General features: G+C 67.2%; 17 protein-coding genes. 10 read left to right on the top strand and 7 right to left on the bottom strand.

The genetic code is table 11. From position 1 onward, the window contains the following. Window positions 1-24 precede the first annotated feature (24 nt). Genes NS1_RS25620 through NS1_RS25605 form a run of 4 tightly spaced genes read right to left on the bottom strand, consistent with a single transcriptional unit; the run spans window position 25 to window position 10,005 of the window. A complete protein-coding gene (locus NS1_RS25620; RefSeq protein ID WP_062988470.1) occupies window positions 25-1,458 on the bottom strand; it encodes an MFS transporter in 1,434 nt (477 codons plus the stop codon). Beyond that, on the bottom strand, window positions 1,455-2,171 hold the full coding sequence (locus tag NS1_RS25615) for a hypothetical protein (protein ID WP_062988468.1): 717 nt from the start codon (window positions 2,169-2,171) through the stop codon (window positions 1,455-1,457). The genes NS1_RS25620 and NS1_RS25615 overlap by 4 nt, the downstream gene beginning before the upstream one ends. Beyond that, window positions 2,168-3,574, bottom strand: coding sequence for a condensation domain-containing protein (locus tag NS1_RS25610; RefSeq protein WP_062988561.1), 1,407 nt, complete (start codon window positions 3,572-3,574; stop codon window positions 2,168-2,170). The genes NS1_RS25615 and NS1_RS25610 overlap by 4 nt, the downstream gene beginning before the upstream one ends. Next, window positions 3,574-10,005, bottom strand: a complete 6,432-nt coding sequence (locus NS1_RS25605) for a type I polyketide synthase (protein WP_062988467.1) — start codon at window positions 10,003-10,005, stop codon at window positions 3,574-3,576. The genes NS1_RS25610 and NS1_RS25605 overlap by 1 nt, the downstream gene beginning before the upstream one ends. A 268-nt stretch (window positions 10,006-10,273) precedes the next feature. Between NS1_RS25605 and NS1_RS25600 the strand changes: the two genes are divergently transcribed. From NS1_RS25600 to NS1_RS25585, 4 genes are all read left to right on the top strand, one after another. Further along, window positions 10,274-12,484, top strand: a complete 2,211-nt coding sequence (locus tag NS1_RS25600) for an MMPL family transporter (RefSeq protein WP_062988465.1) — start codon at window positions 10,274-10,276, stop codon at window positions 12,482-12,484. Window positions 12,485-12,499: 15 nt separating this feature from the next. Continuing rightward, entirely contained in the window at window positions 12,500-14,068 is a 1,569-nt protein-coding gene (locus NS1_RS25595; RefSeq protein ID WP_062988463.1) for an ArnT family glycosyltransferase, read from the top strand. Between the two features lie 43 nt (window positions 14,069-14,111). Then, window positions 14,112-15,161 carry an alpha/beta hydrolase gene (locus tag NS1_RS25590; protein ID WP_062988559.1) on the top strand — a complete coding sequence of 350 codons (1,050 nt, stop codon included), beginning with the start codon at window positions 14,112-14,114 and terminating at the stop codon, window positions 15,159-15,161. Between the two features lie 244 nt (window positions 15,162-15,405). After that, window positions 15,406-16,053 carry a TetR/AcrR family transcriptional regulator gene (locus tag NS1_RS25585; protein WP_062988460.1) on the top strand — a complete coding sequence of 216 codons (648 nt, stop codon included), beginning with the start codon at window positions 15,406-15,408 and terminating at the stop codon, window positions 16,051-16,053. A gap of 17 nt (window positions 16,054-16,070) precedes the next feature. Here the strand turns inward: NS1_RS25585 and NS1_RS25580 are convergent, their stop codons facing one another. Both NS1_RS25580 and NS1_RS25575 read right to left on the bottom strand, forming a co-directional pair. Next, entirely contained in the window at window positions 16,071-16,874 is an 804-nt protein-coding gene (locus NS1_RS25580; protein ID WP_255284685.1) for a DUF4129 domain-containing protein, read from the bottom strand. A gap of 316 nt (window positions 16,875-17,190) precedes the next feature. Next, on the bottom strand, window positions 17,191-18,006 hold the full coding sequence (locus tag NS1_RS25575) for an NAD(P)H-binding protein (RefSeq protein WP_062988456.1): 816 nt from the start codon (window positions 18,004-18,006) through the stop codon (window positions 17,191-17,193). Between the two features lie 416 nt (window positions 18,007-18,422). On the opposite strand from NS1_RS25575, the gene NS1_RS25570 reads away from it, so the two are divergent. The 4 genes from NS1_RS25570 to NS1_RS25555 all read left to right on the top strand — a co-directional run bounded on the left by NS1_RS25570 (window position 18,423) and on the right by NS1_RS25555 (window position 22,226). Next, window positions 18,423-18,977 (top strand): DUF8020 domain-containing protein, encoded by a 555-nt coding sequence (locus NS1_RS25570; RefSeq protein ID WP_062988454.1) that lies wholly within the window; start codon window positions 18,423-18,425, stop codon window positions 18,975-18,977. Between the two features lie 129 nt (window positions 18,978-19,106). Then, window positions 19,107-19,748, top strand: a complete 642-nt coding sequence (locus tag NS1_RS25565) for a class I SAM-dependent methyltransferase (protein ID WP_062988452.1) — start codon at window positions 19,107-19,109, stop codon at window positions 19,746-19,748. 61 nt (window positions 19,749-19,809) lie between these two features. Further along, the gene (locus NS1_RS25560) at window positions 19,810-20,451 is read left to right on the top strand and encodes a DNA alkylation repair protein (RefSeq protein WP_084504407.1); all 642 of its coding nucleotides are present in this window, start codon (window positions 19,810-19,812) and stop codon (window positions 20,449-20,451) included. 104 nt (window positions 20,452-20,555) lie between these two features. Beyond that, window positions 20,556-22,226 (top strand): DUF885 domain-containing protein, encoded by a 1,671-nt coding sequence (locus tag NS1_RS25555; RefSeq protein ID WP_062988447.1) that lies wholly within the window; start codon window positions 20,556-20,558, stop codon window positions 22,224-22,226. Window positions 22,227-22,233: 7 nt separating this feature from the next. Here NS1_RS25555 and NS1_RS25550 read toward each other — a convergent pair whose 3' ends face one another. Beyond that, on the bottom strand, window positions 22,234-23,145 hold the full coding sequence (locus NS1_RS25550; protein WP_062988445.1) for a DUF2797 domain-containing protein: 912 nt from the start codon (window positions 23,143-23,145) through the stop codon (window positions 22,234-22,236). A 211-nt stretch (window positions 23,146-23,356) separates the two neighbouring features. Between NS1_RS25550 and NS1_RS25545 the strand changes: the two genes are divergently transcribed. Further along, window positions 23,357-23,578, top strand: coding sequence for a hypothetical protein (locus NS1_RS25545; protein ID WP_131816742.1), 222 nt, complete (start codon window positions 23,357-23,359; stop codon window positions 23,576-23,578). Between the two features lie 92 nt (window positions 23,579-23,670). Beyond that, window positions 23,671-24,936: a YhgE/Pip domain-containing protein gene (locus NS1_RS25540; RefSeq protein ID WP_084504393.1), complete on the top strand. Its 1,266-nt coding sequence runs from the start codon at window positions 23,671-23,673 to the stop codon at window positions 24,934-24,936. Window positions 24,937-25,033 lie beyond the last annotated feature (97 nt).

The raw sequence follows: 25,033 nt of genomic DNA, 5'->3' as shown, positions 1-25,033 counted from the left end.
ACGCCGACGACCAGCGCCGACACCTCAGGAAACGCTGACCGCGGCCTGTTCTCGACGCGCACGCGACGGCATCGCCAAGGTCAGCACCGCGAGCACCATCGCGACGACGGCGATAGCGCCCATCATCATGATGCTGCCGCCCAGGCTGTGCGAGCTGAAGAACACCGTGGTCAATACCGCGAGGCCGACAGCATTGCCGATCTGTTCGATGGTCGGCAGCACACCGGAGGACTCGGCCATCCGATTCGCGTCCAACCCGGACAGCATCATCGGTTGCAGTTGCACGCCGAACAGGCCGACACCGAATCCGGCCGCGAACACCGGACCGGCACAGAGCAGCGCGTTCGCCACACCGTCGACCAGATACAGGTACACCCCGCCCGCGGCGATGCACCCGCCGAACAGCGCGATCCCGGCGGCCAGCGCCCAGATATCCCAGCGGGGAACCAGTATCAGCGAGCCGAGGGCACCGGCGCCCGCACCGAGGGCGAACAGGGTCATCACCATGCCGGTGAGCAGCGGCGAGTAGCCGAGCACATCCTGCATGGTGATCGAGGCGGCGAACACGAACGCGGTGAACAGTCCGAAGAAGGTGCCGACCAGCACCGAGCCGATCCGGAAACCGCGGTTGCCGAACAGGTCGAGGCGCACGAGCGGGTCGGCGCCGCGTGCGGTGCGGGCGCGCTGCTGAGCGAGGAACACCGCCGTCAGGACGAGCCCGGCACCGGTCACGGCGACGAGGTCGAGCCGCCACCCGTGCTCCTGGATCTGCGCAATGCCCGCGATCAGAGCGAACAACCCGAGCCCGGACAGCGCGGCACCGACCAGATCGAGTCGGTCACGGCCGACCGGGCTGTTCCGGTCCAGGAATTTCCATGCCAACCCGAACGCGAACAGCCCGATCGGCAGATTGATCAGGAAGACCGACCGCCACCCCCACCCCCCGATGTCGATGGTGAGCAGCACGCCGCCCACGATGGGCCCGAGCATCCCGGCGAATCCGGCCACTCCCCCATAGAGCGCGAAGACCAAGGGATGGCGTTCGCGCGGAAAGCCGGCCGTGAGAAGAGCGATCGTCTGGGCCGCCATGCCCGCCCCCGCCGCGCCTTGGACCACGCGCGCGATCACGAGTTCAGAAGGGCCACCGGCCAATCCGCACCACACGGAGGCGGCGGTGAAGGCGACCACCGACACCAGGAACATCGTGCGTCGGCCGACCATCGCACCGATCCGCGCGGCGGTGAGCAGGGTGCAGGCGAACGCCAGCGCATAGCCGGAGATCACCAGCAGTTGCGCCGACCTGGACGCACCGAGGTCGGCGGTCAGGCTCGGCAGCGCGGTGTTCACGATGGTCACGTCGATCATCTGCATGAACACCGCGATCAGACAGGCGCCGAACGCCAGCCACGCGCCGAGCTCGGGTACCTGAGCTTTCGCGACCCCGGTGGCTTCGCTCATGACACCAGTTCCATCGTGGCGCGCGGGGCCGACATCGACATCTGGGTCGGGAAACTCAGCTGCACCATCCGATGCGGCGCCGCCACCTCGAACAGCGCGATGAACGGCGGCACCACCGAGCCGACCATCTTGTCCAGCATCCCGTTCACCTGCTCGAAGCCGGGCCGCAACCGCACCTGCCAACACGGGAACACCCCGGCCGTCCCCGCGAAGACGACTTGTTTCTCCACCCGGACCAGCAGTGGCCAGTGCACGGAGGACGCGAGCCACACGTCGACCGTTTCGATCAGCCCGTCGGCGAAGTCCAGTCCGCGCAACATGGTCAGCCCGGCGGCTATCGGCATCACATTCGGGGGGAACGGGCCGGGCAGGCCGCCGAACTGCAGATGCACGGTGTCGACGAAATTCACTTCCTCGCGAGAAACCACCGTCGCTCCCGACCGTGTCTGCGCGCGATAGCTTTCCGCGTGCAGTCGCCCGTCGATGCGCCCGATTCGCTGTTCGACCGTCATGACCAGTGCACGGTCGCGCCCACTCTTGCCTTCCGGACTCGCCTCGATCGTCGTGTGGTAGCCGCCCCGGTCGTGCACGACGACGTGGGATATCTCGAAGCCGCCGGGCTCGCCGGAGATGCCGACGCGGTATCTCGACTTCTCGCCATCGGGAATACCGGGATCACGAAAGATGGTCGGTTCGAACTCTTCTCGGATCATGGGTGCTCCGTGGCGCTGTCGATAATGGCTCCGAATACGGACTTCATGGCGGCCAGGTAGCGCCGCACCGACTCCTGCGCGACCGCGGTGTCGGGGAAGATGACGCTCAGCGTCGTTTGCCCCGGTAGCCGGTTGATCCAGATGAGAGCTTCCTCCGAGGCGGCGCGGTTGGCGAAGACCCCGGCTTTCATGCCGTCGAACAGCTCGTTGCCCAGAAATTCCCTCGCGTCGATGAACGAGATCATCGGGGTGACCCACCCCGGCTCGGCCTTGATCTCGGAATCAGCGGGCAGCAGGTCGAGAACACGGTGAAAAGAGGTGGGCGCCAACAGCAGTCCACTGTCGTAGGCCCGTTGCGCGATCATGAGCGCGCGGGCGAACGTGGTGCGTTCGCTGAGCGGGAACGCGACCGGAACGAGCGTCACGTACCAGCCCACCGAATTGTTCTCGGCTGCGGTGGTCCTGGTACTGACCGGGGTCATGCCGAAGTAGTAGTCCGAACCGACCAGCTCGCGTTCGGCCAGTGCGGCCGCGGCGAACACGCCGCCGACGAATTCGGCGCCGTTGGCCCGGCAGACCTCGTCGAATCGATCGGCCTGTTCGTCGTCGAACAGCACGACACTGAGGTGGGCGCTGCGATGGTAGCCGTCGGTCTTCTCGCCCAGATCGAGCGGGAACACCGGCAGCCGATTGTCGTTGCCACGCAACAGCGCCAGCCACTTCTTCACCCCAGCAGAGGACAGGCTCTGCTGCTCACTGAAGAGTCGTTCGTTGCGGCAATAGTCGAGATAGCTCGCCGCGGGAGCGAGCGGTTCGGCCTCGTCCCACAGCTGCGCGGCGTAGAGCTGGGCGAAGTCGGCCGCGGACAGGTACTGCCCGAGACCGTCGGTGTGCAGATGGTCGACGGCCAGATACACGGTGGTGGAATCGCCGTGCTCGATGGTGCCGAAGGTGAAGCAATCCCATTGGAACGGGCCGGGTGTCGTCTTCTCCACGTGTCGGCAGATCGACTCGGGGTCGTCGACATGGCCGTAGTCGACCGGGACGAACTCCACATCGGCCTCCGGCACCAGATGGCGCCGGACCGTGCCATCCGGTTCGACGGCGAACCACGTGCGAAAGGTGTCGTGGCGCATCAGGAATGCGTGGATCGCCCGGGTGATGGCGTCGCGGTCGAGGTCACCGGTGGGGATCTCGGCGGTCACCAGGCACAGGCCGGAGAACCGGAAATCCGCGCCGCCGTGCCGGTCGGCCAGACGCAGATACTGCTCCTGCTGCAGCGAGGGCGGCGCCGGATGGGCCGGCGCCCCGGCCGCGCGCGCGACCGAGTCCGCCGAGGCGAACCAGGTCACGAGCCGACCGGGAGACGGGCGCCATTCGTCGATCAAACCGAAGTCGACCATCAGTGCGATCCCGCCATCGAGACCTCCGCCGATCGGTCGACGGTCCACCGGTCGGGCACTTCGACACTTGGCGGGGCGGATTCACCGGGCACGGACGCCACCTCCGGAAGCGGCGGTGTCACAGTGGGTTCGGAGGCGAGAATCAGCTCCGCGACCTTCGGGCCTGCCTGTTCCAGGCTGAACGAACGACCCATCTGCATCGACATCAGGTCGATGCCGAGCGTCTTGGTGACCCGCGCACCCAGTTCGACCGCCATCAACGAGTCGAGCCCCAGCTCGGGCACCGGCACCGTCATGTCGATCGACTCGACCGGAACCCCCATGACAACGGCGAGTTCGTCGGCCATCTTGCGGGCGATGGCGGGTCCGCGCTTGGCCTCCTCCATCGCGGCGAGTTCGGCACGGAGCCTGGCCAATTCGGAGGTGTCCTTGGCCGAGGATTGAGCCAAGGCGGCGGTGCGGCCGGTGCGCACCAGCTGCGGGAAGGTTCCGGTCAGTTTCGCCCAGTCGGTGGGGATGATCGCCGCGTTCGTCACGCCGAGGCGCAGGGCCTGTTCCAGGTAGGCGGTGGCGTCGGCCATATCGATCGGACCGAACCCCACCAGGTCCAGATACTTTTCGGCGGTTTCGTCCGAGGCCATGCCGCCCGAGGCGCCCGACAGGTGGCCCCAGCCGATGCACAGCGCGCGCTCACCGGCAGCCGCCCAGCGCCGTGCCAATGTCTCGACGGCGACGTTGGCGGCGCAATAGTTGTACTGACCGTAGATCCCGTACATCGAGCCACCCGAGGAGCACAGGACGAACATGTCCAGGGTGATGCCCGCATCGGCTACCGCCTGGTGGATCACCTGCGCGCCATGGACTTTGGGACGATAGACCCGGTCGAGCTCGTCGATCGCCATGCTGGCCAGTCGGTTGTCGGCCACCGCGCCCGCGGCGTGGAACACCGCGCGCAACCGATGGTGTTCGCTGTGCGCGCGATCGATGATCGCGGCGACGGCGTCGGCATCGGTCACGTCGGCGTGTTCCTCGATCACCTCGATACCCACCGCGCGCCACGCCTCGAGCTGGCGCTGCGCCGTCTCGGTGGCGGCGCCGCTGCGCCCGACCAGCACCAGCCTGCGCGCACCGCGCATCGCCAGCCAGCGACCGATCGCCATGCCGAATCCACCGAACCCGCCGGTGATGAGATAGCTTCCAGCGCCGTCGATGTCGAGTGGCGGCAGGTAGGGCCGCACGGGCGGTTGCGGGTCGTCCATCCGCAGCGCGACCCGGCCGACGCGCGAGGACCGCAGTGTCTCCTCGAACGCCTGGCTCACCTCGTGCGTCTGGAACATCTGGTACGGCAACGGGGTGTAGACGCCCTCGGTGACCTTCGCGAACACCCGCTGCAGCAGTCGTGACAGTCGTTGCGGGCGCACCGCGACCAGGCGGTCCAGATCCATCGAGTAGTAGGCGAGATTCTTGTCGAAGTTGGCCAGTTCCAGCAGCCCGCCGGTGTAGATGTCGGCCTTGCCGACCTCGACGATGCGCCCGAATTCGGCCGCGGCGTTGAAGTTCTGGCGCAGGATCTCACCGGGTGCGCTGCTGACGATCACGTCGGCGCCGGCACCGCCGGTCAGCGCGAGGACGTCGTCGACGAAGTTGAGCGAGCGCGAGTTCACCGCGAAGTCCGCGCCCATGGCCAGGACGTGTTCGCGCCGCTCGGGTGAGCTCGCCGTGCCGATGATACGGGCGCCGATCGACTTGGCCACCTGGATGGCCGCGGTACCGACACCGCCTGCCGCGCCGTGGATCAGCACGGTCTCGCCCGCTTCGAGGCGGGCCAGATCGTGCAGAGCGTATTCGGCCGTGCCGAAGGCGATGGTGCTGGTGCAGTAGCCGGGATCGGTGTCGGCGGGCACGATCACCGCCAGCGCCCGATCGACGACGGCGAATCTGCGCATCATGCCCTTGGACGCCACCGCGACCTTGTCACCGACCGCGACGTCGGTAACGTCGGCGCCGACCCGCACCACGGTGCCGATGCCCTCCATGCCGGGCACAGTGCCGAAATACGTCGGTGCGAGTTCACGTTCGCCGAGCAGTCCGATGACCTTGAGCGGATCCTTGTAGTTCAATCCGATCACCGCCATCGCGACCTCGATCTGGCCCGCGGCTGGCTCCGGCCGCGGGCACTCACGCCACGCCACCTGCGAGAGCACGCGCGTGCGTGGCATGTCCAGCTCGAAGTTCACCTCCGGATCGGCCAGCGGATGCGACGTCTCCAGCTCTTCGATGCGCTCGGGCAGCGGCTTGGTCACCATCGGCGCCAAGCGCTTGCCCGCGCGCAGCAGTACCTCGTCGCTGTTGTCGAGGGTGAAGGCACCGGGCACACCGAGTTCGGTGACGAGTTCGCCGATCGTGGTGGCGGGCTCGGTATCGACCAACCGCCAGCGCAGTGGGGTCTGTTCATTGAGCAGCACCCGGCGGCCACCGGCGAGCGCGGCCTGGCGCGGGTCCGGTTCGACCTCGCCACCGGGAGCCATGAAGGCGGATTCGGTCACCAGCGTGGCGTGGACGTTGCCGTCGCCGAAGCTGATCTGCGGCGGGGCGCCTTCCACGGTCGGGGTGACGTACTCCGACACCGCGACCGCGACGCGCTTGAGCGTCCACAGGTCGGCGACGTCATCGGTACCCGCACCGACCACGACGCAGACGTGTGTGCGCTGCGTGTCGTCGGCTTTCGCCGCCGCCAGATTCGCGACGAGATCGGACTCCAGTTCGTCGCTGTTCGGGTCGACGAGCAACACTCGCGACCCGGGAATCGCGGCGGCGAGTTCGGCGGTGCGTGGGCTGTCGCCGAGCGCGACGATCAGGGTGGACACCGACCCGGCTTCGGCCAGTGCCGCGGGGTCGATCGGGTCGCGCTCTTCGAGCACCTCGGTGTAGTAGAAGTCCGCCATCCGGTGCAGTGGGCTGTCACCGGGCTTGAGCGCGCCGATCTGTAGGCCCGTCAATCGCGCGACCAGCTTTCGGTCCCGGTCGAGCAGGTCGACATCGGCGCGCAGGCGGGCGCCGGGGTCGCGGCGGGCGACGACGGTGATCTCCGCGGGCAGTTCGGCGAGCAGCCGCACCGCGTTCACTCCCACGGGCACCATGACGCCCTCGTTGATCCGCTCGTCGGCGAAAAGCATCGCCGCGCACTGCATCGCGGCGTCGACCACAGCCGGATGCGCCAGATGCCCCGACCCTCGGGCGATACTGCCGTCGACGGTGGCCAGCACGACGTCGCGCCCGACCCGCACCGAGGTCACCCGCTGGAACGTCGGACCGTACTGCAGGCCGGCCGAGGCAAGGCCCGCGTAGAACATCGCCGGGTCGACATCGACACCGATCTCGATGGTGGGCAGCTCGACGTCGGTCTGTTCGTGACTGCCGGTCAACGAGCGCCCCGTCGAGTGCACCGTCCACGCCGTACCGGTGGCGCTGCGCGATCTGATCAGGAAGCGACCGCTGGCCTCCTCCACGCTCATCGCGACCAGCGGAACATCGGGGGCGCCCATGATCAGCGGTGCGACGAACCGAACCCCTTCCAGCGCGACCTGTTTGCTGCCGATCCGGGCGGCGGTGGCGCTCAGCGCCGCGTCCAGGTACGCCGCACCCGGCATGATCTTGACGCCATTGACGACATGGTCGACCAGCCACGGCAACAGTTCGGTGCCCACCTGCAGCAACCACTCGGGACGCCCCTCCACATCGGGGTCGCCGAGCATGGCGTGGCCGCCGGGCGTGCCGAGGCGGGCCTGCTCGAACAGTGGCAGCGCCGAGTGCAGACGGGTGCGCTGCCAGGGATACCGTGGCAGCGGCACGTGCGCGGTGGCGCCCCGCTCCGCCGGGAACAGCAGCCCACGATCGAGCACACCGGCGGCATGCAGGCCGATGAGCGTGCGCCGGAAGCTGTGCGAATCGGACTGCTCGCGGTCGAGGGTGGGCACCGTGGTGCCGTTCACGTCCGCGTCGACCAGCGCTTCGCGAATATTGCCCGACAGCACCGGATGTGGACCGACCTCGAGGAAGATCCGATTACCCGCGGCGATCAGACTCCCGATCGCGGCGAAGAACCGCACCGGCTGACGGACATTCGACCACCAGTACTCGGCGTTCCAGTCACCCTCGGTGACCAACTCGCCGGTCACCGAGGAGTACAGCGGCACCGACGGCGCCTGCGGCGCCAGATCGGCCAGCGCCGTGCGCAGTTCGTCGTGGATCGGATCCATCAGTCGGCTGTGATAGGGCACCTCGACCCGCAGCCGACGGGCGAATATTCCGTCCTCCGTGAGCTTTTCGGCGATCTCGTCGAGCCGGTCGACGTCGCCGGACAGGGTCAGCGACGTGGGGCTGTTGATCGCCGCGATGTCGACGCGCGGATCGCCGACGATGAGCGCGTCGGCCTGCTCCTCGGTCATGCCGACGGCGAGCATCCCGCCACTTCCCGCGGTCGTGGCCTGCAATCGCGCCCGGTGATAGGCCACGCGCACCGCCTCGCGCAGTGACAGCACGCCGCTCATATACGCCGCCGACACCTCACCCACGCTGTGCCCGACGATGGCCGCGGGGACGATGCCGTATTCGGCCAGCTCGCGCACCAGACCCACTTGGACGAGGAAGTTCGCGGGCTGGGCGACCTCGGTGCTGGTGACCCGGGACTCGTGCTCCGGCTTGCTCAGTTCCTCGATGATCGACCAGCCCGCGATCGCGCGGAATTCCGCGTCGATCTCCGCGGCGGTCTCGGCGAACACCCCGCCGGCCGCGAGCAGACCACGGGCCATCTTCCAGTGCTGGGGACCCATCCCCGAGAACACGAACACCGGCTCGGCGGCGCTTGAGGAGACTGTGCGGCTGGCGTCGCGGCCGGTACCCGACGCGTACTCGCGCAGTTCATGGACCAGTTCGTCGGTGGAGCCGTCGAGGAGGACGCCGGTGCGGAACGGGTGGTGCGACATTCGGGTCCACGCCGCTTCGGCCAGTTGATCCGGGTCGGCCCCCGTGGTGATCAGGTCGGCGAACCGGCCCGCCAACGCGCGCGCGGCGCCGGTACTGCGGGCCGAGATGGGCAGGATGCCGAGGTGGCGGGCCGGTTCGGTCGGCGATGCGGAGGCGCGGAACTCCTGCAGGATCGCGTGGGCGTTGGTGCCGCCATAACCGAAACCGTTGACCGCCACCGACATCGGCGCGGCGTCGGCGGGCAGCGGTTGCGCCTCGGTCTGCACGTGCAGGCCCAGCTCGTCGAAGGGAATGTCGGGGTTCGGATTGTTCAACCAGCCCTGTGGCGGCAGCGTGCGATGTTGCAGCGCCAGTGCGGCTTTGATCACGCTGGCCACGCCTGCGGCGGCCTCGGTGTGCCCGATCGTCGCCTTCACCGAGCCGACGCCGATGGTGCCGGTGCGCCCGGACGGTGCGCCGAAAACCGCACCGAGAGCGCGCAATTCGACCGGATCGCCGACCAGCGTTCCGGTGCCGTGCGCCTCCAGGTAGGTGATCTCGTCCGGTGCCAGGCCCGAGCGTTCGCAGACGGTGCGGGCCAGCGCCTCCTGCGAGTCGGCGTTCGGCACGGTGATCGCGGTTGTTCGCCCGTCCTGATTGGACCCGGTGGCCTTGATCACGGCATAGACGCGATCACCGTCGCGGACAGCGTCTTCGAGCTTCTTCAGCGCCACCATGCCCGCGCCTTCACCACGACCGTAGCCGTCGGCGGAGGCGTCGAAGGACTTGCAGCGGCCGTCGGTCGCCAGGAAACCGCCTTTGCACATGAGCACGAAGGTTTCCGGCTGCAGCATCACATTGACCCCGCCCGCCAGCGCGACCTTGCAGTCGTCGTTCTCCAGCGCCTGGCAGGCCAGGTGCAGCGCGACCAGCGACGAGGAACACGCGGTGTCGACGGTGATCGCCGGCCCGACCAGGTTCAGCGCGTAGGCGATCCGATTGGACAGCATCGTGTAGGAGGCACTGGCCGGGGTGTGCATGTCGGTGTGGAACAGCGCGGGGCCGACCACGCCGATCACCGACTGGTCGACGACGAAGCCGCCCACATAGACCCCGACCTGTTCGCCGGCCGAGCGCCCCGCGATCCCGGCGTCGTCGAGGGCCTCCCAGGTCACCTCGAGCATCAGCCGCTGCTGCGGGTCGAGCACCGTGGCCTCGCGCGGCGAGATCCCGAAGAAGTCGGGATCGAACTCCCACGGATCATTGGTCATGAAGGCGCCGTGCTTGGTATAGCTGCGCCCCGGCGTCCGTGGCTCGGGGTCGTAGTAGCGGCGCCAGTCCCAGCGATCGGCGGGCATCTCCACCACGCCGTCGCGCTTGTCGACGATAAAGTCCCAGAACGATTCCGGGGAGTCGATCCCGCCCGCGAACCGACATCCGATTCCGACAATGGCAATATCCGACACGTGATTTCCTCCGGTTCGACCGGCCTGTGGCATTGACCGTTGGTGTCAACGTAGAAGCCCACCACCGTGGCGATCGTCCGATTACCGACCTCTGGAATTTCGGACGGGTAATAGCGCGCCCCTCTGTGATCGGGCCCATATAGCCGAGTCATGCCTCACAACACGACTCGGAGAGTCGTTGTGACCGGCCGCAACATTGCGTGGTAGCGACCGAAAAGGCTACTGACAGTGACAAGTTCGACACATCGCGAGCAGTTGGGAGGCGAATGTGTTCGCCGAGTTGACACAGTGGGCAGACACCGTCGTGCGTCGGCGATATTTGGTGATCTTGATTATGGTGACCGGATTGTTGGCACTGGGAACTTACGGGCTCGGGCTCGGCGCGGATCTGAGTTCGACAGGGTTCGACGATCCGTCGTCGGAATCGGTTCGTGCGGCGCACGTGCGCGACAACGCATTCGGCCGTGATCACAGCAGCGATGTGATCTTGTTGTTTCGGGCGCCCGCAGGAACAACAATCGACGATCCAGCCTTTACCGAGACAGTCGTGGCGGGACTGAACAGTCTGCCGCAGCGTTTCCCGAACGAGATCGACCGGATCAACGGCGCGTATTGGCCGACCGATACCGGCGTGGCGCTTCCCGACGTCTTCGGCTCGCCCGAACGTGACTACGCGTTCGCCTCGGTCGCGGTCAGCGGCCTCGATCCCACCGAACAGGGCCGCAACTACCGCAAGATCGCCGAGGAGTTCGTGATCCCCGGGGTCGAGGTCGAACTCGCCGGCGGGCAGCCGGTCGCTCTCGCGTTGAACGACACCATGGTTCAGGATCAGCGACGTGTGGAGCTGTTCGCCATCCCCGCGGTCGCGATCCTGCTGTTCTTCCTGTTCGGCGGCGTCGTCGCCGCGGCGCTGCCGCTGATCATCGGCGGACTCACCATGCTCGGCGCATGGGGGCTGCTGCGCTGCCTCACCGCGGTCACCGAGGTGAACTCCTTTGTCTCCCCGGTTGTCTCGATGATCGGCCTCGGCCTGGCGATCGACTACGGGCTGTTCGTGCTCAGTCGTTTCCGCGAGGAACTCGCCGACGGCCGAACGGTCGACGACGCGGTCCGGCGTTCGGTGACCACGGCGGGGCGCACGGTGTTGTTCTCGGCCTTGATCGTGGTGGTCGCGGCGGCGGGCATTCTGGTGTTCCCGCAGGGCTTTCTGCGATCGTTCGCCTACGGCGCCATCATCACCATCTCGCTGGCGGCGCTGACCTCGATCACCCTGCTACCCGCGATGCTGGCCGTGCTGGGCAGGCGAGTCGACTGGCTCGGCGTCGACTGGTTCCGCAAACCGGTCGCCAGCGACCGTGTCCCCGACAACAGGTGGGGCCGATTCGCCGCGGGCGTCATGAAACGTCCACTGGTGGTGGCGATTCCGATCTGCCTCGGACTGCTGCTGCTCATCGTCCCGATCCAGAATCTGGCCTTCGGCTCCATCAACGAGCGTTTTCTCCCGCCGACCCATCCGACGCGCATGGCCCAGCAGCACTTCGACGAACTGTTCCCGCTGCGCCAGATCGACCCGATCGACCTGGTCATCATTACTTTCGACCCCGAGACCGCCGAGACCGTCCGCGCCGACGCCAACCACGCCCCCGGCATCGGCGCGCCGTTCGCCGAGCCGATGCAGTCGCCGTTCCAGCCCCAGGTTCTCACCACCCACACCGTGCTCGCCGGTTCCGACGACGCCGAGGCGACCGTCGACTATCTGCGTTCGATGCCGCTGCCGCCCGGCACGACACTGATGGTCGGGGGCAATCCCGCCGTGGAGAAAGACAGTATCGACGCGCTCGTCGAGCGGATGCCGCTGATGATCGCGTTCGTCTTCCTGGCCTGCACGCTCCTGATGGCGCTGACATTCGGTTCGCTGATACTGCCGCTCAAAGCCGCCGCGTTGAACCTGCTCGGGCTCGGCGCCACCCTCGGCGTGCTGACGTGGGTCTTCATCGATGGGCACGGCGCGGGGTTGCTCGGCTTCACCCCGCAACCCATCATGTCGCTGGTCCTGGTCGTCATCGTGTCGGTGGTCTACGGGCTGTCGACCGATTACGAGGTATTCCTGCTGTCTCGCATCGTCGAAGCCAGGGCAGCGGGAGCATCCACGACCGAAGCGGTCCAGGCGGGTATCGCCCGTACGGGCCGCATCATCACCGCTGCCGCGCTGATCCTGCTGGTGGTCACCGGCGCGTTCGCGTTGTCGGATCTGCTGATGATGCAGTACATCGCCCTCGGCATGGTCACCGCGCTGTTCATCGACGCCACCATCCTGCGGATGCTGCTGGTGCCCGCGTCCATGCGCCTGCTCGGGGACGCCTGCTGGTGGGCGCCGGCGTGGCTCAAACGCCTGCAGCCCCCTCCTGAACACGAATCTCTCGCCCACTCGACACCTTCCGGAGCTGCTCCGACGCCAGTCCGCGGCGACCGGGACTGACCCCGGAGTACCACCATGAAAGTCCGGAGCGGCACCGTCGACGTGCCCGCCGCACCCACCAGCACGCTGCCCGCCTTCGCGTGGCGCGAGGTGTCGATCGTCGCGACCGTGGCCGCGACCCTGTTCCTCGCCAGGATCGACCGCTACCGCATCGGCGGCGACGAACTGTATTTCCTCGCGGCCGGACGGCATCCGTCGGTGAGCTATGCCGATCAGGGCCCGTTGGTTCCGCTGCTGGCGGCACTGTCGGACTACCTCGCGCCGGGATCCACCGCCGTCCTTCGGCTGCCCGCGCTGCTGTTCACGGTGCTGGCCATCGTGCTCAGCGCGGTAATGGCCAGGGAGTTCGGCGGTGGAAGACTCCCCCAGACCGTCGCCGCGCTCGCCTACGCGACCACCCCGATGGCGGTGATGCAGTCGGCGATGCTGAGCACCTTCGCCCTCGACATCACCTTGACGGCGATGCTGGCGTGGCTGCTGATCCGCTGGGTGCGGACCCGCGAGGACTACCTACTGGTCGCGGCGGGGTTCGTCGCCGCGGTCGACTTCCAGGTCAAGTGGCTGATTCCGATCATCTGGGCGGTGCTCGCCCTCGGTGTGGCCGTGTTCGGGCCGAGGGAGATGCTGCGTCGGCCCGCGTGGTGGCTGGGCTCGAGCCTGCTCGCCGGGTCGGCTGTCCCGATTCTGTGGTGGCAGCACAGCAACGGCTGGCCGCAATTGGCGATGGGCGCGGTCGTGCGCGACGAACAACTCGCCACCGCCGGGTTGACGGCGGTGCCGTGGACGATGATCCAGGTCACCGGGGCGGGCGGGCTGCTGTTGATCGCCGGCATGTGGGCGGGCCTGCGCGCCGAGCGATTCCGGCCGTACTACTTCCTGATCCCGATGATCGCGCTCGGTCTCGGCGCGGTGGTGCTCGCGGGTCTGCGCCCCTACTTCGTCGCCGGGGCGTTTCCCGGTCTGTTCGCGGCGGGCGCGGTGTATCTGGCAGACCGCGGCTTCTCCCGGCTCGGGGCGATCTTCAGCGGTGGCATCGGCGCACTCGCGACCGCGATCTGTGTCGCGCTCGTGGTCGTGCTGCCCCTACCGGACTCGGCACTGCGACAGTCCACCGACGACTATTCACACATCCACTCGCGCAGTCTGCTTTTCGGGCTGGACGGTTGGGACGATCTGGTCACCGCAGTGGCCGAGAGCTACGACCGGGTACCGCCGCGGCAGCGCGAAGCTCTGGTGATCGTGACCCAGAACTATTGGCAGGCAGCCGCACTCGACGACCTCGGGCCCGCGGCCGGCCTGCCCCCGGTGTTCAGCCCGAACCGCGGCTACGGCTACTTCGGCACACCACCCGACAGCGCGACCAGCGTGCTCTACGTCGGGGTCGACGATCCGGGCACCGCGCTGCGCACCCGCTTCACCCGGACCACCCTGCTGACCCACATCGACGAAACGCTCGGCTTTCCCGGGGTGAACCGCGGCGTCGCGGTGTGGCTGTGCGACGGGCCGAGCCAACCGTGGTCGGTCCTGTGGCCCGATGCCAGGCAGCTGCGGTTCGTCGATGGGACGAGCCGCCATGGGCGATAGCGACGACACCGGAGCGAACGGAGACAAGACAGTGGCGCATTCGATGAGGCGGCGGCTGGCACTCGCGGTGGCGCTCGCCGCCACCGGCCTGCCCGTCGTCGCGACAGCGCAGGCGGCCCCTGACCTGGTCGCGGCCCACGCCATGGCAGCGGCACTACCGGCGCCGAACGGCTCGTTCGCCGTCTCGGCGGCCGCCAACGGCCCCGGCAAGGTGATCGACCTGACCGTGCACTCGGCGGCGATGAACCGCCCGGTCACCGTCGCGGTCATTCCCGCCGCCGATCCCGCGGCGCCCGCGGGCTCGCTGTATCTGATCAACGGGGTGGACGGTGGCACCGACACCCCCGATTGGCGCGACGGCAGCAACTGGTTCACCAAGACCGATGCCGTCGAATTCTTCGGCGCCGCGCAGGCGAACGTGGTGATGCCGATCGGCGGCGCGGGCACCTTCTACACCGACTGGCAGGCCGATGATCCCGGCACCGGACGCAATCGCTGGCTGACGTTCCTCACCACCGAACTGCCTCCGATCATCGACTCGGCTTTCCACGGCACCGGCCGCGACGCGGTCGCCGGTTTGTCGATGGCCAGCGCGGCGGTGTTCCGGATGGCACAGGAAGCGCCGCGACGATTCCGGATGGTCGGCTCCTTCAGCGGCTGCATCCAGACCAGCAACCCGGCCGGACAGGCGATGGTGGCCTCGATCGTCACCGCGCGGCGCGGCAACCCGCTGAATATGTGGGGGCCGCCCACCGATCCGGCCTGGACGACCAACGACGCGGCCCTCAATGCCCAGAAGCTGCGCGGAGTGCAGGTGTATGTCACTACCGGCAACGGCCTGCCCGGCCCGCTGGACACCCTCAACGGCCCCGGCGTCAAGAACAGTCCGATGAAACTGCTCGACCAGCTGATCATCGGCGGTGTGCTCGACGGGATCACCGTGGTGTGCACCGCGTTGTTGCGCGACCGACTGGCCGCACTCGATATCCCGGCGACGTTCGATTTCCGCCCGGCAGGCACCCATTCCTGGGGTTACTGGGAGCAGGACATGCACACCTACTGGGAACGCGCCGCCGCGCTGGTCGTCCCGTAGTTTCCGGTTCGGCTCACCCCCGAGTGCCTTTGTGCGGCAAACGCACGTTCTGGCACGAACCTGATGAGCCGACTCAATACCGGTCCACCGAGCACCGAAAACCCGCTCGCGAAATCTACTCTTCGCCCATGACAACTCGACGTTCCCCGCCCGGCAGTTCCCCTGCAGTACGCGCACCATGCCGCCGCCTCGATCGCCCGACCGATGTCAGCGGTGGGACCGACTTCGCCGAAAAGGAACTCCGATGCCACCGAAACCCGTCGACCGGCGAATCCGCCCGAAGCAAGAGCGGGCGAAGGCGACCAGGGAACACATTCTCGATACCGCCGCGGAATTGTTCGGCCAGCGAGGAATCGACAACACCTCCACCAATGTCATCGCGGCGCACGCGCGGATCAGCATCGGAACGCTGTACCGGTACTTTCCGGAGCGGTCCTTCCTCGTCGACGAACTCCTCGATCGCCTGATCACCGACGTCGAGCAGGATTTCACCCAGCGCGTATTCAGCTTGACCGTAGAGACCTCGCCGACCAGCAGTGACGACTACATCGCGATCGCGTCGGAGATTCTCGACGTCTTCGCCGATGCGCTGGCCGCCAAGTCGGATCTGGTTCGCGCGCTCGTGCGCAGCGTGCAGTTCTACAGCAGCGGGTTGCCCGAATTCGAACCGCGACTGCGAATGCTGCTCAAGCTCATCGTGATCCAGTTCGTCGGGCCCGGACACGACCATGACCACGACATGATGTCGTGGGTTCTGGTCAACACCGGTTTCGCCGCGGTGTTGCGCGCCTCGGCCGACGACGTGGCCGACGGCGACCGCGCCGCCGCCATCGCCATGACCGCCCGGATGATCGGCACGTGGCTGTACGCCGAGCTGCGACGCCACGAATAGGCCCCCCGCGCAGGCAGTTACACCGAAACCTCGTCGCGGAATTGGAGATCGGCGAGTACCAGACGCAGTAGTTGTTCGGCACGGATGCGCTGCCAACCCAGCATCGCGTGCGGACTGAACCTGGCCTCCTCGAACAGCGCGACCAGTTCGTGCGCGCCGTCGTCGTGCAGCACGCCACTATCGAAAGCCCGCTCCAGCACTTCCCTCGGTGTATCCGAAACCAGTGGTGCCGCAGCACGATCCGCCGCTAGCCCGGCCTCCATCGCCACATAGCAGGCGATCACGGCGGTCCGCGCATCCTGCCCCGGCGCGTTCATCGCGGCCAGACCCATCTCCGCTGCCCTGGTCAGCGAGTCGACCGTGTTCGCCACTTGTTCCTCGGTCAGCTTCACCCCTTCCACCAGGGGCGTCCGCCGCCCGGAGACGGTGACACCGACGAGACCGACCAGCGCGATGGCGATCAGCACGACCGCCAGTCCCACCGCCCCCAGCAACGCCGTCCCGCTCAGACGCGACGAGTCGACCGCCGAGTCGACCACCTGTACCTCGACCGCACCCGACACCGGCGGCGTCCCTTCCGTCGCGGCCGGTGAAGTCGGTTGCCGCCTGGCACCGGGCAGGACGAACAGCATGGTGATTCCGACAGCGAATGTCAGCGCGACAGCGCTGAGCGCGACGGGAGCCAGCACCGCGAACCGCTTGAACGACAGGCGAACCCCGAGATCACCCTCGAGCGCGGGCATCGCCAAGGGCAACCGATGCTGACTGACAATGACTCCGGCGAGCAAGATCACCACCGAGACCAGCAACAATACCGGCATCAATGCGACAGCCAACGGCGGAGCACCGCCGTTTTCATTGGGAACAGTGGTCCCAGGTAAATGCCCGTGCAGCGCGATAATCGCTGCGACAATCAGCACGACCGCCGCGAACAAACGACCTATTGGCGCCAATATCTTTCCCACTGCTGTACCGCCGAACCCCTGGAAGCCACCCGAAATGCCCACATAATGGCATTTCACCCGCCCTCCAGGAACCAACCACACAAGGTTTGGTCGAACTCCCTCAGTGTCGCCCGATTCCTTGTTTCCCACAACATTTCCTACCGCGGGGCAATGAAATTCTCAGCCGGGCATGTCAATCGGCGAGAAAGCGGGCGGTGTTCGCGTGTGCCCACTGACTGAAGGTGGTGGCGGGCTTGCCGGTGATGTCCTCGACGCTGGTGATAGGCAGGGATTCCGGGGTCGGGGCGAAGCCGATCAGGACATTGTCGACGTACCAGGTGGCGTTGTCGCCCATGGTGGGCCGCAGGGCGGTGATGGTTTCCTCACGAGTGGAGGTGCGGAAGGTGATCTCGCGATCGAGCGCGTGGGCGACATGGGCGAGCAGGTCGGTGCGACTGAGGACCTCCGGGCCGGCGAGGGCGTGTGCGCGGCCGATCTGACCATCGGTCAGTAGCGCGGTCGCGGCGACCGCGGCGATGTCGTTCATGGCGATGGGCGCGCTCGCGGTGTCAGGGTGAGGTTCCCGGACCGCACCGCTTTCACGGATCTGCTGGGACCATGTCAGGGTGTTCTCCATGAAGTCGGCGGGCCACAGATGGGTCCAGGCCAAGCCGCTGCCTTCCACCGCGTTACACACACTGCCCCACCAGCTTTCGGGCTCACCGGACAGATCGACGACGTGTCGCACACCGGCGGCCCGCGCCAGCTCGAGCACCTCGGTGACAGTGCCCGGCGAGGGTGCCAGATACATCCGGTCGACGCCCTCGAACGCCGCGGACAAGCTGCCCGGTCGACCCAGATGACCTCGGACCACCTGAACCCCCTCGGGCAGTGCGGCTTTGCCCGGGTCGATGGTCAGCGCGCGAATGTCGGTGGCGCCTCGCGCGATCAGCTGGTCCACGACCAGCCGCCCGATATTGGCCGTCGCCCCGGTAACCAGGATTGTCATCGGTTTTCCCTCCGCCTCGGCTCGTTGAACCCTTCGATCCTGCCAACGAAATCCGACCGGCGCACATGGCGATCTGCGCCGGGAGCTCCGTACCGGACCCGCGAGTCCTCAGCGCCGCAACGAGTCCGGCCGCCACGACAGGGGCTCGCGCGGCTGTCGAATCAGCGTCGAGGTCGTCGCGCACACGCGGATGAACAAGTTCCGGACCGCTGGGCAGAGGAAAATTTCCGGTAACCGTATCGATATCTACGGTATGGCAATGTAATTCGCTTTTTATGTCGAAGTGATGATGTTTTTCCGGTATCACTCCTGGTGGGTTCCACGGAATCGATGACGATGCGAAAATGTCCTCGGACCGAGATCCGGTCCGGCAGAGGATGTTCCGCCGGATTCGGCGGGCAGACTGGAGGGGCAGGATGCATTTCTCGCGATTCAGCTCGATCGCCGTTCTCGCGGCAGGAGCTGTCGGCCTCGCGGCCACCACCACCGCGCAGGCCGCACCATCACCAGCGGTTCCCATCGTGCAGGGCGTCGACGGCGGCGTGGCGTTCACCGCGAGTCCGCGGGCCGATGGCTCCGGGCTCACAGTGTCCGCCCCGGACGGCACCTTCGGTGTCGCCGGTGGCGCGGTCACGCTCACGAACGGGGAGGGGCGGGTGGTCGCCGCGGTGCCGACCCGCATCATCACCGGCGCAGGCGATTTCGACCTGGTGGCGGGTATTTCCGCCGACGGCCGTTCCGCGACGCTGACTCCCACCGCGGCACCGGCCGTCGTCACCGCCAACATGGCGGAGTTCATCGACGCGGCCGGTGACGTCGAGGCTCGCAAGCAGCACAACGCGGGCATCGGCGCGCTCATCGGCGCGGGCATCGGCGCGGTGCTCGGCTTCTTCCTCGGCGGAGTCGGCGCACTGGTCACCATCCCGATCGGTGCGGGTATCGGCGCCCTCATCGGCTACTCGACGCCGTAGCGGGTCCTGAGTGGTGGTCGGCCATCGGACGGCCACCACTCACGCCGCTATCTGGTGACTCGGCCTTCTCACCTGCGCGACTAAGGTCAGCAGGGTGATTCGGTGGACCGAGCCCAGGAGGCAGCGATCATGAACGCGTCGAACGAGCGCACACCCAGCGGGTGGGAAGAGATCATCGCCGCGGATCCAGGGCATTCGAGTCGGTATGTGGCGCGGTTTCGGGACCTCGCCGCACAGGGGACCGACATCGTGGGCGAGGCTCGGTTGATCGACGCGATGCTCGGGCGTGGCAGTCGCGTGCTCGACGCGGGATGTGGGCCGGGGCGCACGGGCGGATACCTGCACGACGCCGGGCACACGGTGGTGGGGGTCGATGTCGATCCGGTGCTCATCGATGCGGCGCGCGCGGATCATCCCGGTCCGACGTGGCTGGTCGGCGACCTGGCCGAACTGGATGTGCCTGGCGCCGACTTCGATGCCATCGTGTGCGCGGGCAATGTGATGACCTTTCTTGCTCCGTCCACCCGGTCGGCGGTGTTGGCGGGATTCGCCGGGCATCTCGCGCCGGGCGGCCGGGTCGTTATCGGCTTCGGCGCGGACCGCGGCTATGAGTTCGCCGAGTTCCTGACCGATGCCGAAGCTGTCGGTCTCACAGCCGATCTACTGCTGTCGACCTGGGATCTACGGCCCTTCACCGACGACTCCGACTTCCTGGTCGCGGTGTTCTCGCACGCACCCGACTCGAACGCACACACCCGGCGCGACGCATGATGGGCAGCGACGAGCGATAGACCGGGAGGCACAGGTGTCGGAGACGACGGTGGACGAGGTGATGGCCGAACTGGCCGCCCTCGACGATCCCAGAATGCGTGCGGTGAACGAGAAGCACGGCGACGATCACGGCGTCAACCTCACCGAGCTGCGCGCACTGGCCAAACGCTTGAAGACCCAACCGGTATCGGCCCGCCGGCTCTGGGACACCGACGACACCGCGGCGAAACTGCTCGCGCTGCTGATCTGCCGCCCGAAGATCTTCGAGCGGGACGAGCTGGACGCCATGATCCGCCAGGCACGCACCCCCAAGGTCCACGACTGGCTCGTCAACTATGTCGTGAAGAAGAACCCGCACGCCGAGGAGCTGCGCACGGTGTGGTTCGCCGACCCGGATCCGGTGGTCGCGAGCGCGGGCTGGGCGCTGACAATCGAACGAGTCGCGAAGAAGCCCGATGGCCTCGACCTCACCGGTCTGCTCGACCTCATCGAGGCACAGATGAAGACCGCGCCCGATCGCCTGCAATGGGCGATGAACCATTGCCTCGCTCAGATCGGTATCGACCATCCCGACCACCGCGCCCGCGCGCTCGACATCGGCGAGCGTCTCCAGGTCCTGAAGGACTACCCGACTCCCCCTGGCTGCACCTCCCCGTTCGCACCCGCCTGGATCACCGAGATGGTAGGTCGGCAGAACGGCTGACGCCGCCGGGAACATCGCAGCCCCGGTCACCGACGAGCCGTCGACCCGCCGTACTCCCGGAAGTACGTCACCCACCGTGGCCCGATGGCCGTTAGCGTGTCGGCATGGGTGTGGATGAGATCTGTGATCGGTTCGTCGAGGACTACGCGGCCGCCGATCCGGTCACGGCGACCATGTTCGGCATCGCGGGGCACGACGATCGCCTGACCGACTATTCGCCCGCCGGACACGAGCTCCGGGCGGAAATCGCTCGAAACGCAGTGCGCGCCATACTCTCCGCGCAACCCGCCGATGACGGTGAACGGGTGGCGAAAGCCGTCTTCGCCGAACGCATAGGGCTCGACGTGGAGATCCATGACGCCGGGCTCCCGCTCGCCTCGCTCAATGTGATCGAGAGTCCGGTCCAGAACATTCGGATGGTGTTCGACGTGATGGCCGCCGAGACCGCCGCGGACTGGACGGTGATCGCGCAGCGCCTCGCGGGGGTGCCCGCCGCGCTCGCCGGTGTGCGCTCGTCGCTGCTGGTCGCGGCGGAACGCGGCCAGATCAGTGGGCTGCGACAGGTTGTCAAAGTCGCCGAGCAGGCCGACACCTGGGCCGGTTCCGGCGGGAGGGACGGATTCTTCACCGCCTTCGTCGCCGCCGCCGCGGAGATCGACGGTGCGCCGCTGGCGCGACTGCACCAGGGCGCGCACGCCGCCCAGCGGGCCTACGCCGAGTTCGCCGAGTTCCTGCGCGCCGAGCTCGTACCTCTGGCTCCCGCCAACGATGCCGTCGGCGAGCACACCTACCGGCTCTGGTCGCGCTATTTCACCGGCGCCGACCTCGACCTCCGGGAGGCCTACGCCTGGGGCTGGGCGGAGTTCGCGCGGCTCGAAACCGAGATGTCGACCGTCGCTGCCCGGATCGCGCCGGGGGCCTCGCTCACCGAGACGGCGACCGTGCTCGATGCCGACCCGAAGTACCGGGTGAGCGGGCAGTCAGAGCTTCGGGCCTGGCTGCAGAAGATGTCCGACGAGGCGCTGGAGTCGTTGCGCGGCGAACACTTCGATATTCCCGACGAGCTCATGCGACTGGAAGCCACGATCGCACCGCCCGGCGGGGTGGTCGGGGCGTATTACGTCGGGCCCAGTGCGGATTTCAGCCGTCCCGCGCGCATGTGCTGGTCGGTGGAGCCGGGGAAAGAGGACTTCGCGACCTGGCGTGAGGTCAGCACCGTCTACCACGAGGGCGTGCCGGGCCATCATCTGCAGATCGCGACCGCTGTGCGCGAGGCGGATGCGCTCAATCAGTACCAGCGGATGATGTCGTTCGTCTCCGGCCACGGCGAGGGCTGGGCGCTCTACGCCGAACGCCTGATGCAGGAGCTCGGTTATCTCAGCGACGACGGCGATCTGTTCGGCATGCTGTCGCAGCAGCTGTTTCGCGCCGCGCGGGTGATCGTGGATATCGGAATGCACCTCGAATGGGAGATCCCCGCGGGCACCGACTTCCACGAGGGCGAACGTTGGACTCCCGACCTCGGCCTGGAGTTCCTGCTGACCCGAACGGTTACCGATTCGGCCACGGCCCGCGACGAGATCGACCGCTACCTGGGGTGGCCGGGACAGGCGCCCGCGTACAAGCTCGGTGAACGGCTGTGGCTCGCGGCCCGCGACGAGGCGCGCGAACGTGCGGGCGCGGCGTTCGATGCGAAGAAATTCCACACTCGCGCTTTGCGATTGGGCGGCATGGGTCTGGATACCATGCGGGCGCAACTCGCCGCCATGGAGTGAGGGCTCGTCAGAACAGGCTGGTCTGCGCGGGTTCCGGAGTCGCCGTGATCGTGGGGTCGAGTTCGATGCGGCGACCGACGAGCCGGGTGTCGTTGACCAGGACGAGTTCGCTCGCGCCCGCGGGGTCCCGGCACGCGATGGTGTGACCGTGCGCGGTGACCGCGTCGATGACGTATTCGCCTGGTTCCCCGGCGATTTCGGTGGCGGCCGGGAAGCGGCCGTGCGCGAGGATCGTGGCGTAGAAGTCCCGTCCGCCCGACCAGGCGATGTCGGTACGCGTGATGTCGGCGGGCAGTGCGCTCGCGGCATGCTCGGCCGCGTCGGCGACAGCTGATTCCAGGGCCGCCCACGGACGCAGCGGTTTCGTCAGAATGCGGGTCTTGGTGACACCGGCGACCGCCTGACCGATGCCGGCTCGCTCGGTCACCGTCCGTTCGAGGTCTCGAACATGGAGTCCGTCGGGAGAATCGGTGATGAATCGAGCGACCAGCGCACCCTGTTCGAACAGCCGGCGATTGCGCCGCGACGCCGAGGCCGTACCGACCTTGGTCATCCCGTCACCGAAGTACGCGATGTAGAGATGGTGCGGCTGCGACATGTAGTCGCGAACCTGTTCGGGCAACGCCGTGAGCGGACCGCGATGGCTGTGCACCACCGACCACCCCTCGTTGATCCGGCACTGCTCGCACTGGCGCCCCGCGTCGAGCCGTGCACGGCGAGGACAGGCCAGCCGCCCCCGACGCCCACCGCCGAACCCGTGGTAGCCGAGACAGAATCGGCCGGAATCGGTAATCCGGAAGGCCAGCCGCGTGCCGACACCGGGCATCAGCTCGGTGGTCCCGTCGTCGCCGAGCAGCTCGTAGAACCATCGCCCCTGCTCGTCCCAGCGAGTGCCGCAGTACAGGGCCGTGGAGATCATCGGTCGAACCTACACCGGTCAGTCGGTGCGGATCACAAGTCGAGGGCCGAAAAATATCCGAACGCCCAGTAACCCCCGCACGATTTCCCCCACCGCGAATCGGTCACCTACCTTGAGCGCACTGCAGGGGTGCGAAACTGGTAAGGGGAAAACAATGGACGATCTCGAGCTGCTACTCGACACAGAATTCAGTGTGACATCGACTCTCCAGATGGATAGCCTGACACATCAGCTGATGGTCGCCGTCGAATCCTGTTCCCGAAACGGAATTCCCTTTCCTCGAATCTGGGAGGAGGTCGAGGACGCTCTCGACATGGTCCCGGCGGATATCCCCGCCGAGTACCGCACGGAATTCAGGCTCTACCTCAGTGATCACGTGATCTCGGCCTTCATGAACGTACCGTCGGACGCGAGACTGCTCCCCGACATCTGAGTTGTTTCGGACCGATGCCAGTCCTCGATCACCGGCATTGGACAGATTCCAACGCACCGCCGCCGGGCCTTCGCCGCTGTTAGCGTGCGGCGGTGCGTATCTGGCTGTTCCCGACGATCGTGTTGACCCTGCTCAGTGCGCTGATGGCCACGATGTATCTCGGCTACGTCGTCGACCCGGAGAAGCATCTGCACGACTTCCCGATCGCGCTGGTAGACCTGGATGTAGGCGATACGCTCGGCTCGCCACCGCAGTGGCGCGATGTCGGCAACGAGATCACCGAGGCACTGCGCGACGGTGTGCCCGCGGACAAGATCGACCTGCGCGTACTCGGGATAGCCCAGGCCGAGCGCCAGCTACGCAGCGGCGAACTCTACGGCGCGATCATCATCGCGGGCGACTTCACCAAACGTCTCGGCAATCTCGGCACGGGGAGCGTGATTCCCGGCGAGATCGAACGCCCCACGATCACCGTGCGGACCAATCCGCGCACCGGGGCGTTCGCCTCCGCGATCGTGGGGCGGGTCAGCGATCGAGCGTTGACCGAGGTGAACGCGCGGATCGGCGAACAACTGCTCGCGACCGTGACCAGCACACTCGGCCCGGACTACGCACTGCCGGGGACAACCGCTGTGGCATTGCGCAGCCCCGTCGAGGTGATCCACACCGAGTTCCATCCGCTGCCCGACGGCAGCGGCGCCGGGCTCAGCGCGTTCTTCTACGCACTCGTGCTCCTGCTCGCGGGCACGCTGGGCGCGATGATCGTGCACACGATGGTCGACGGCGCGCTCGGGTTCGTGCCGACCGAGTACGGGCCGTGGTCGCCGCATGTGCCACCCGCGCGGATCTCCCGACAGCGCACCCTGCTCCTCAAATGGGGCGTACTCGTCGTCGCCGCGCATCTGGTCACGGCGGTGCTGCTGGTCGTCGCGTCGATAGTGGGAATGCCTGTCGCACAACCGCTTCCGCTCTTCCTCTACAGCGCCTTCGCCGTGATCGCCGTCGGCGTCACGGGCCTGTCGGTGCTGGCCGCGTTCGGCTCCGCGGGGCTGCTGGTGAACCTCATCGTCTTCGTCATTCTCGGACTGCCGTCCTCGGCCGGGTCGGTGCCGATCGAGGCCACACCTCGCTACTTCGGTGTGCTGGCCTCGTTCGAACCACTGCATCAGGTGTACACGGCGGTCCGCGCGATCCTGTACTTCGACAGCGACCTCGGATCGGGCCTCGCGAGAGGGTTCTGGATGACATTGCTCGGCCTGACGGTCGGGCTCGTTCTCGGTGCGGTGAGCACGTCGGTCTATGACCGCGTCGGATTGCCTCGCCACCGATCGGCGACCGGCGGCACCGCCCGCCTGTGAGCCCGCACAAACCCGGATGTCAGGGGATCGTGATCCCACCAGCCCATTCGATGGGACCGACGACTACGACCTCTGATGTGGCTATGTTGCGATTCAC

It is taken from the genome of Nocardia salmonicida NBRC 13393, from assembly GCF_001613085.1.
GTDB lineage: Bacteria > Actinomycetota > Actinomycetes > Mycobacteriales > Mycobacteriaceae > Nocardia > Nocardia salmonicida.
Note: the sequence above shows the minus strand (reverse complement) of the source record. Positions and strands in the feature narration are given on the sequence as shown.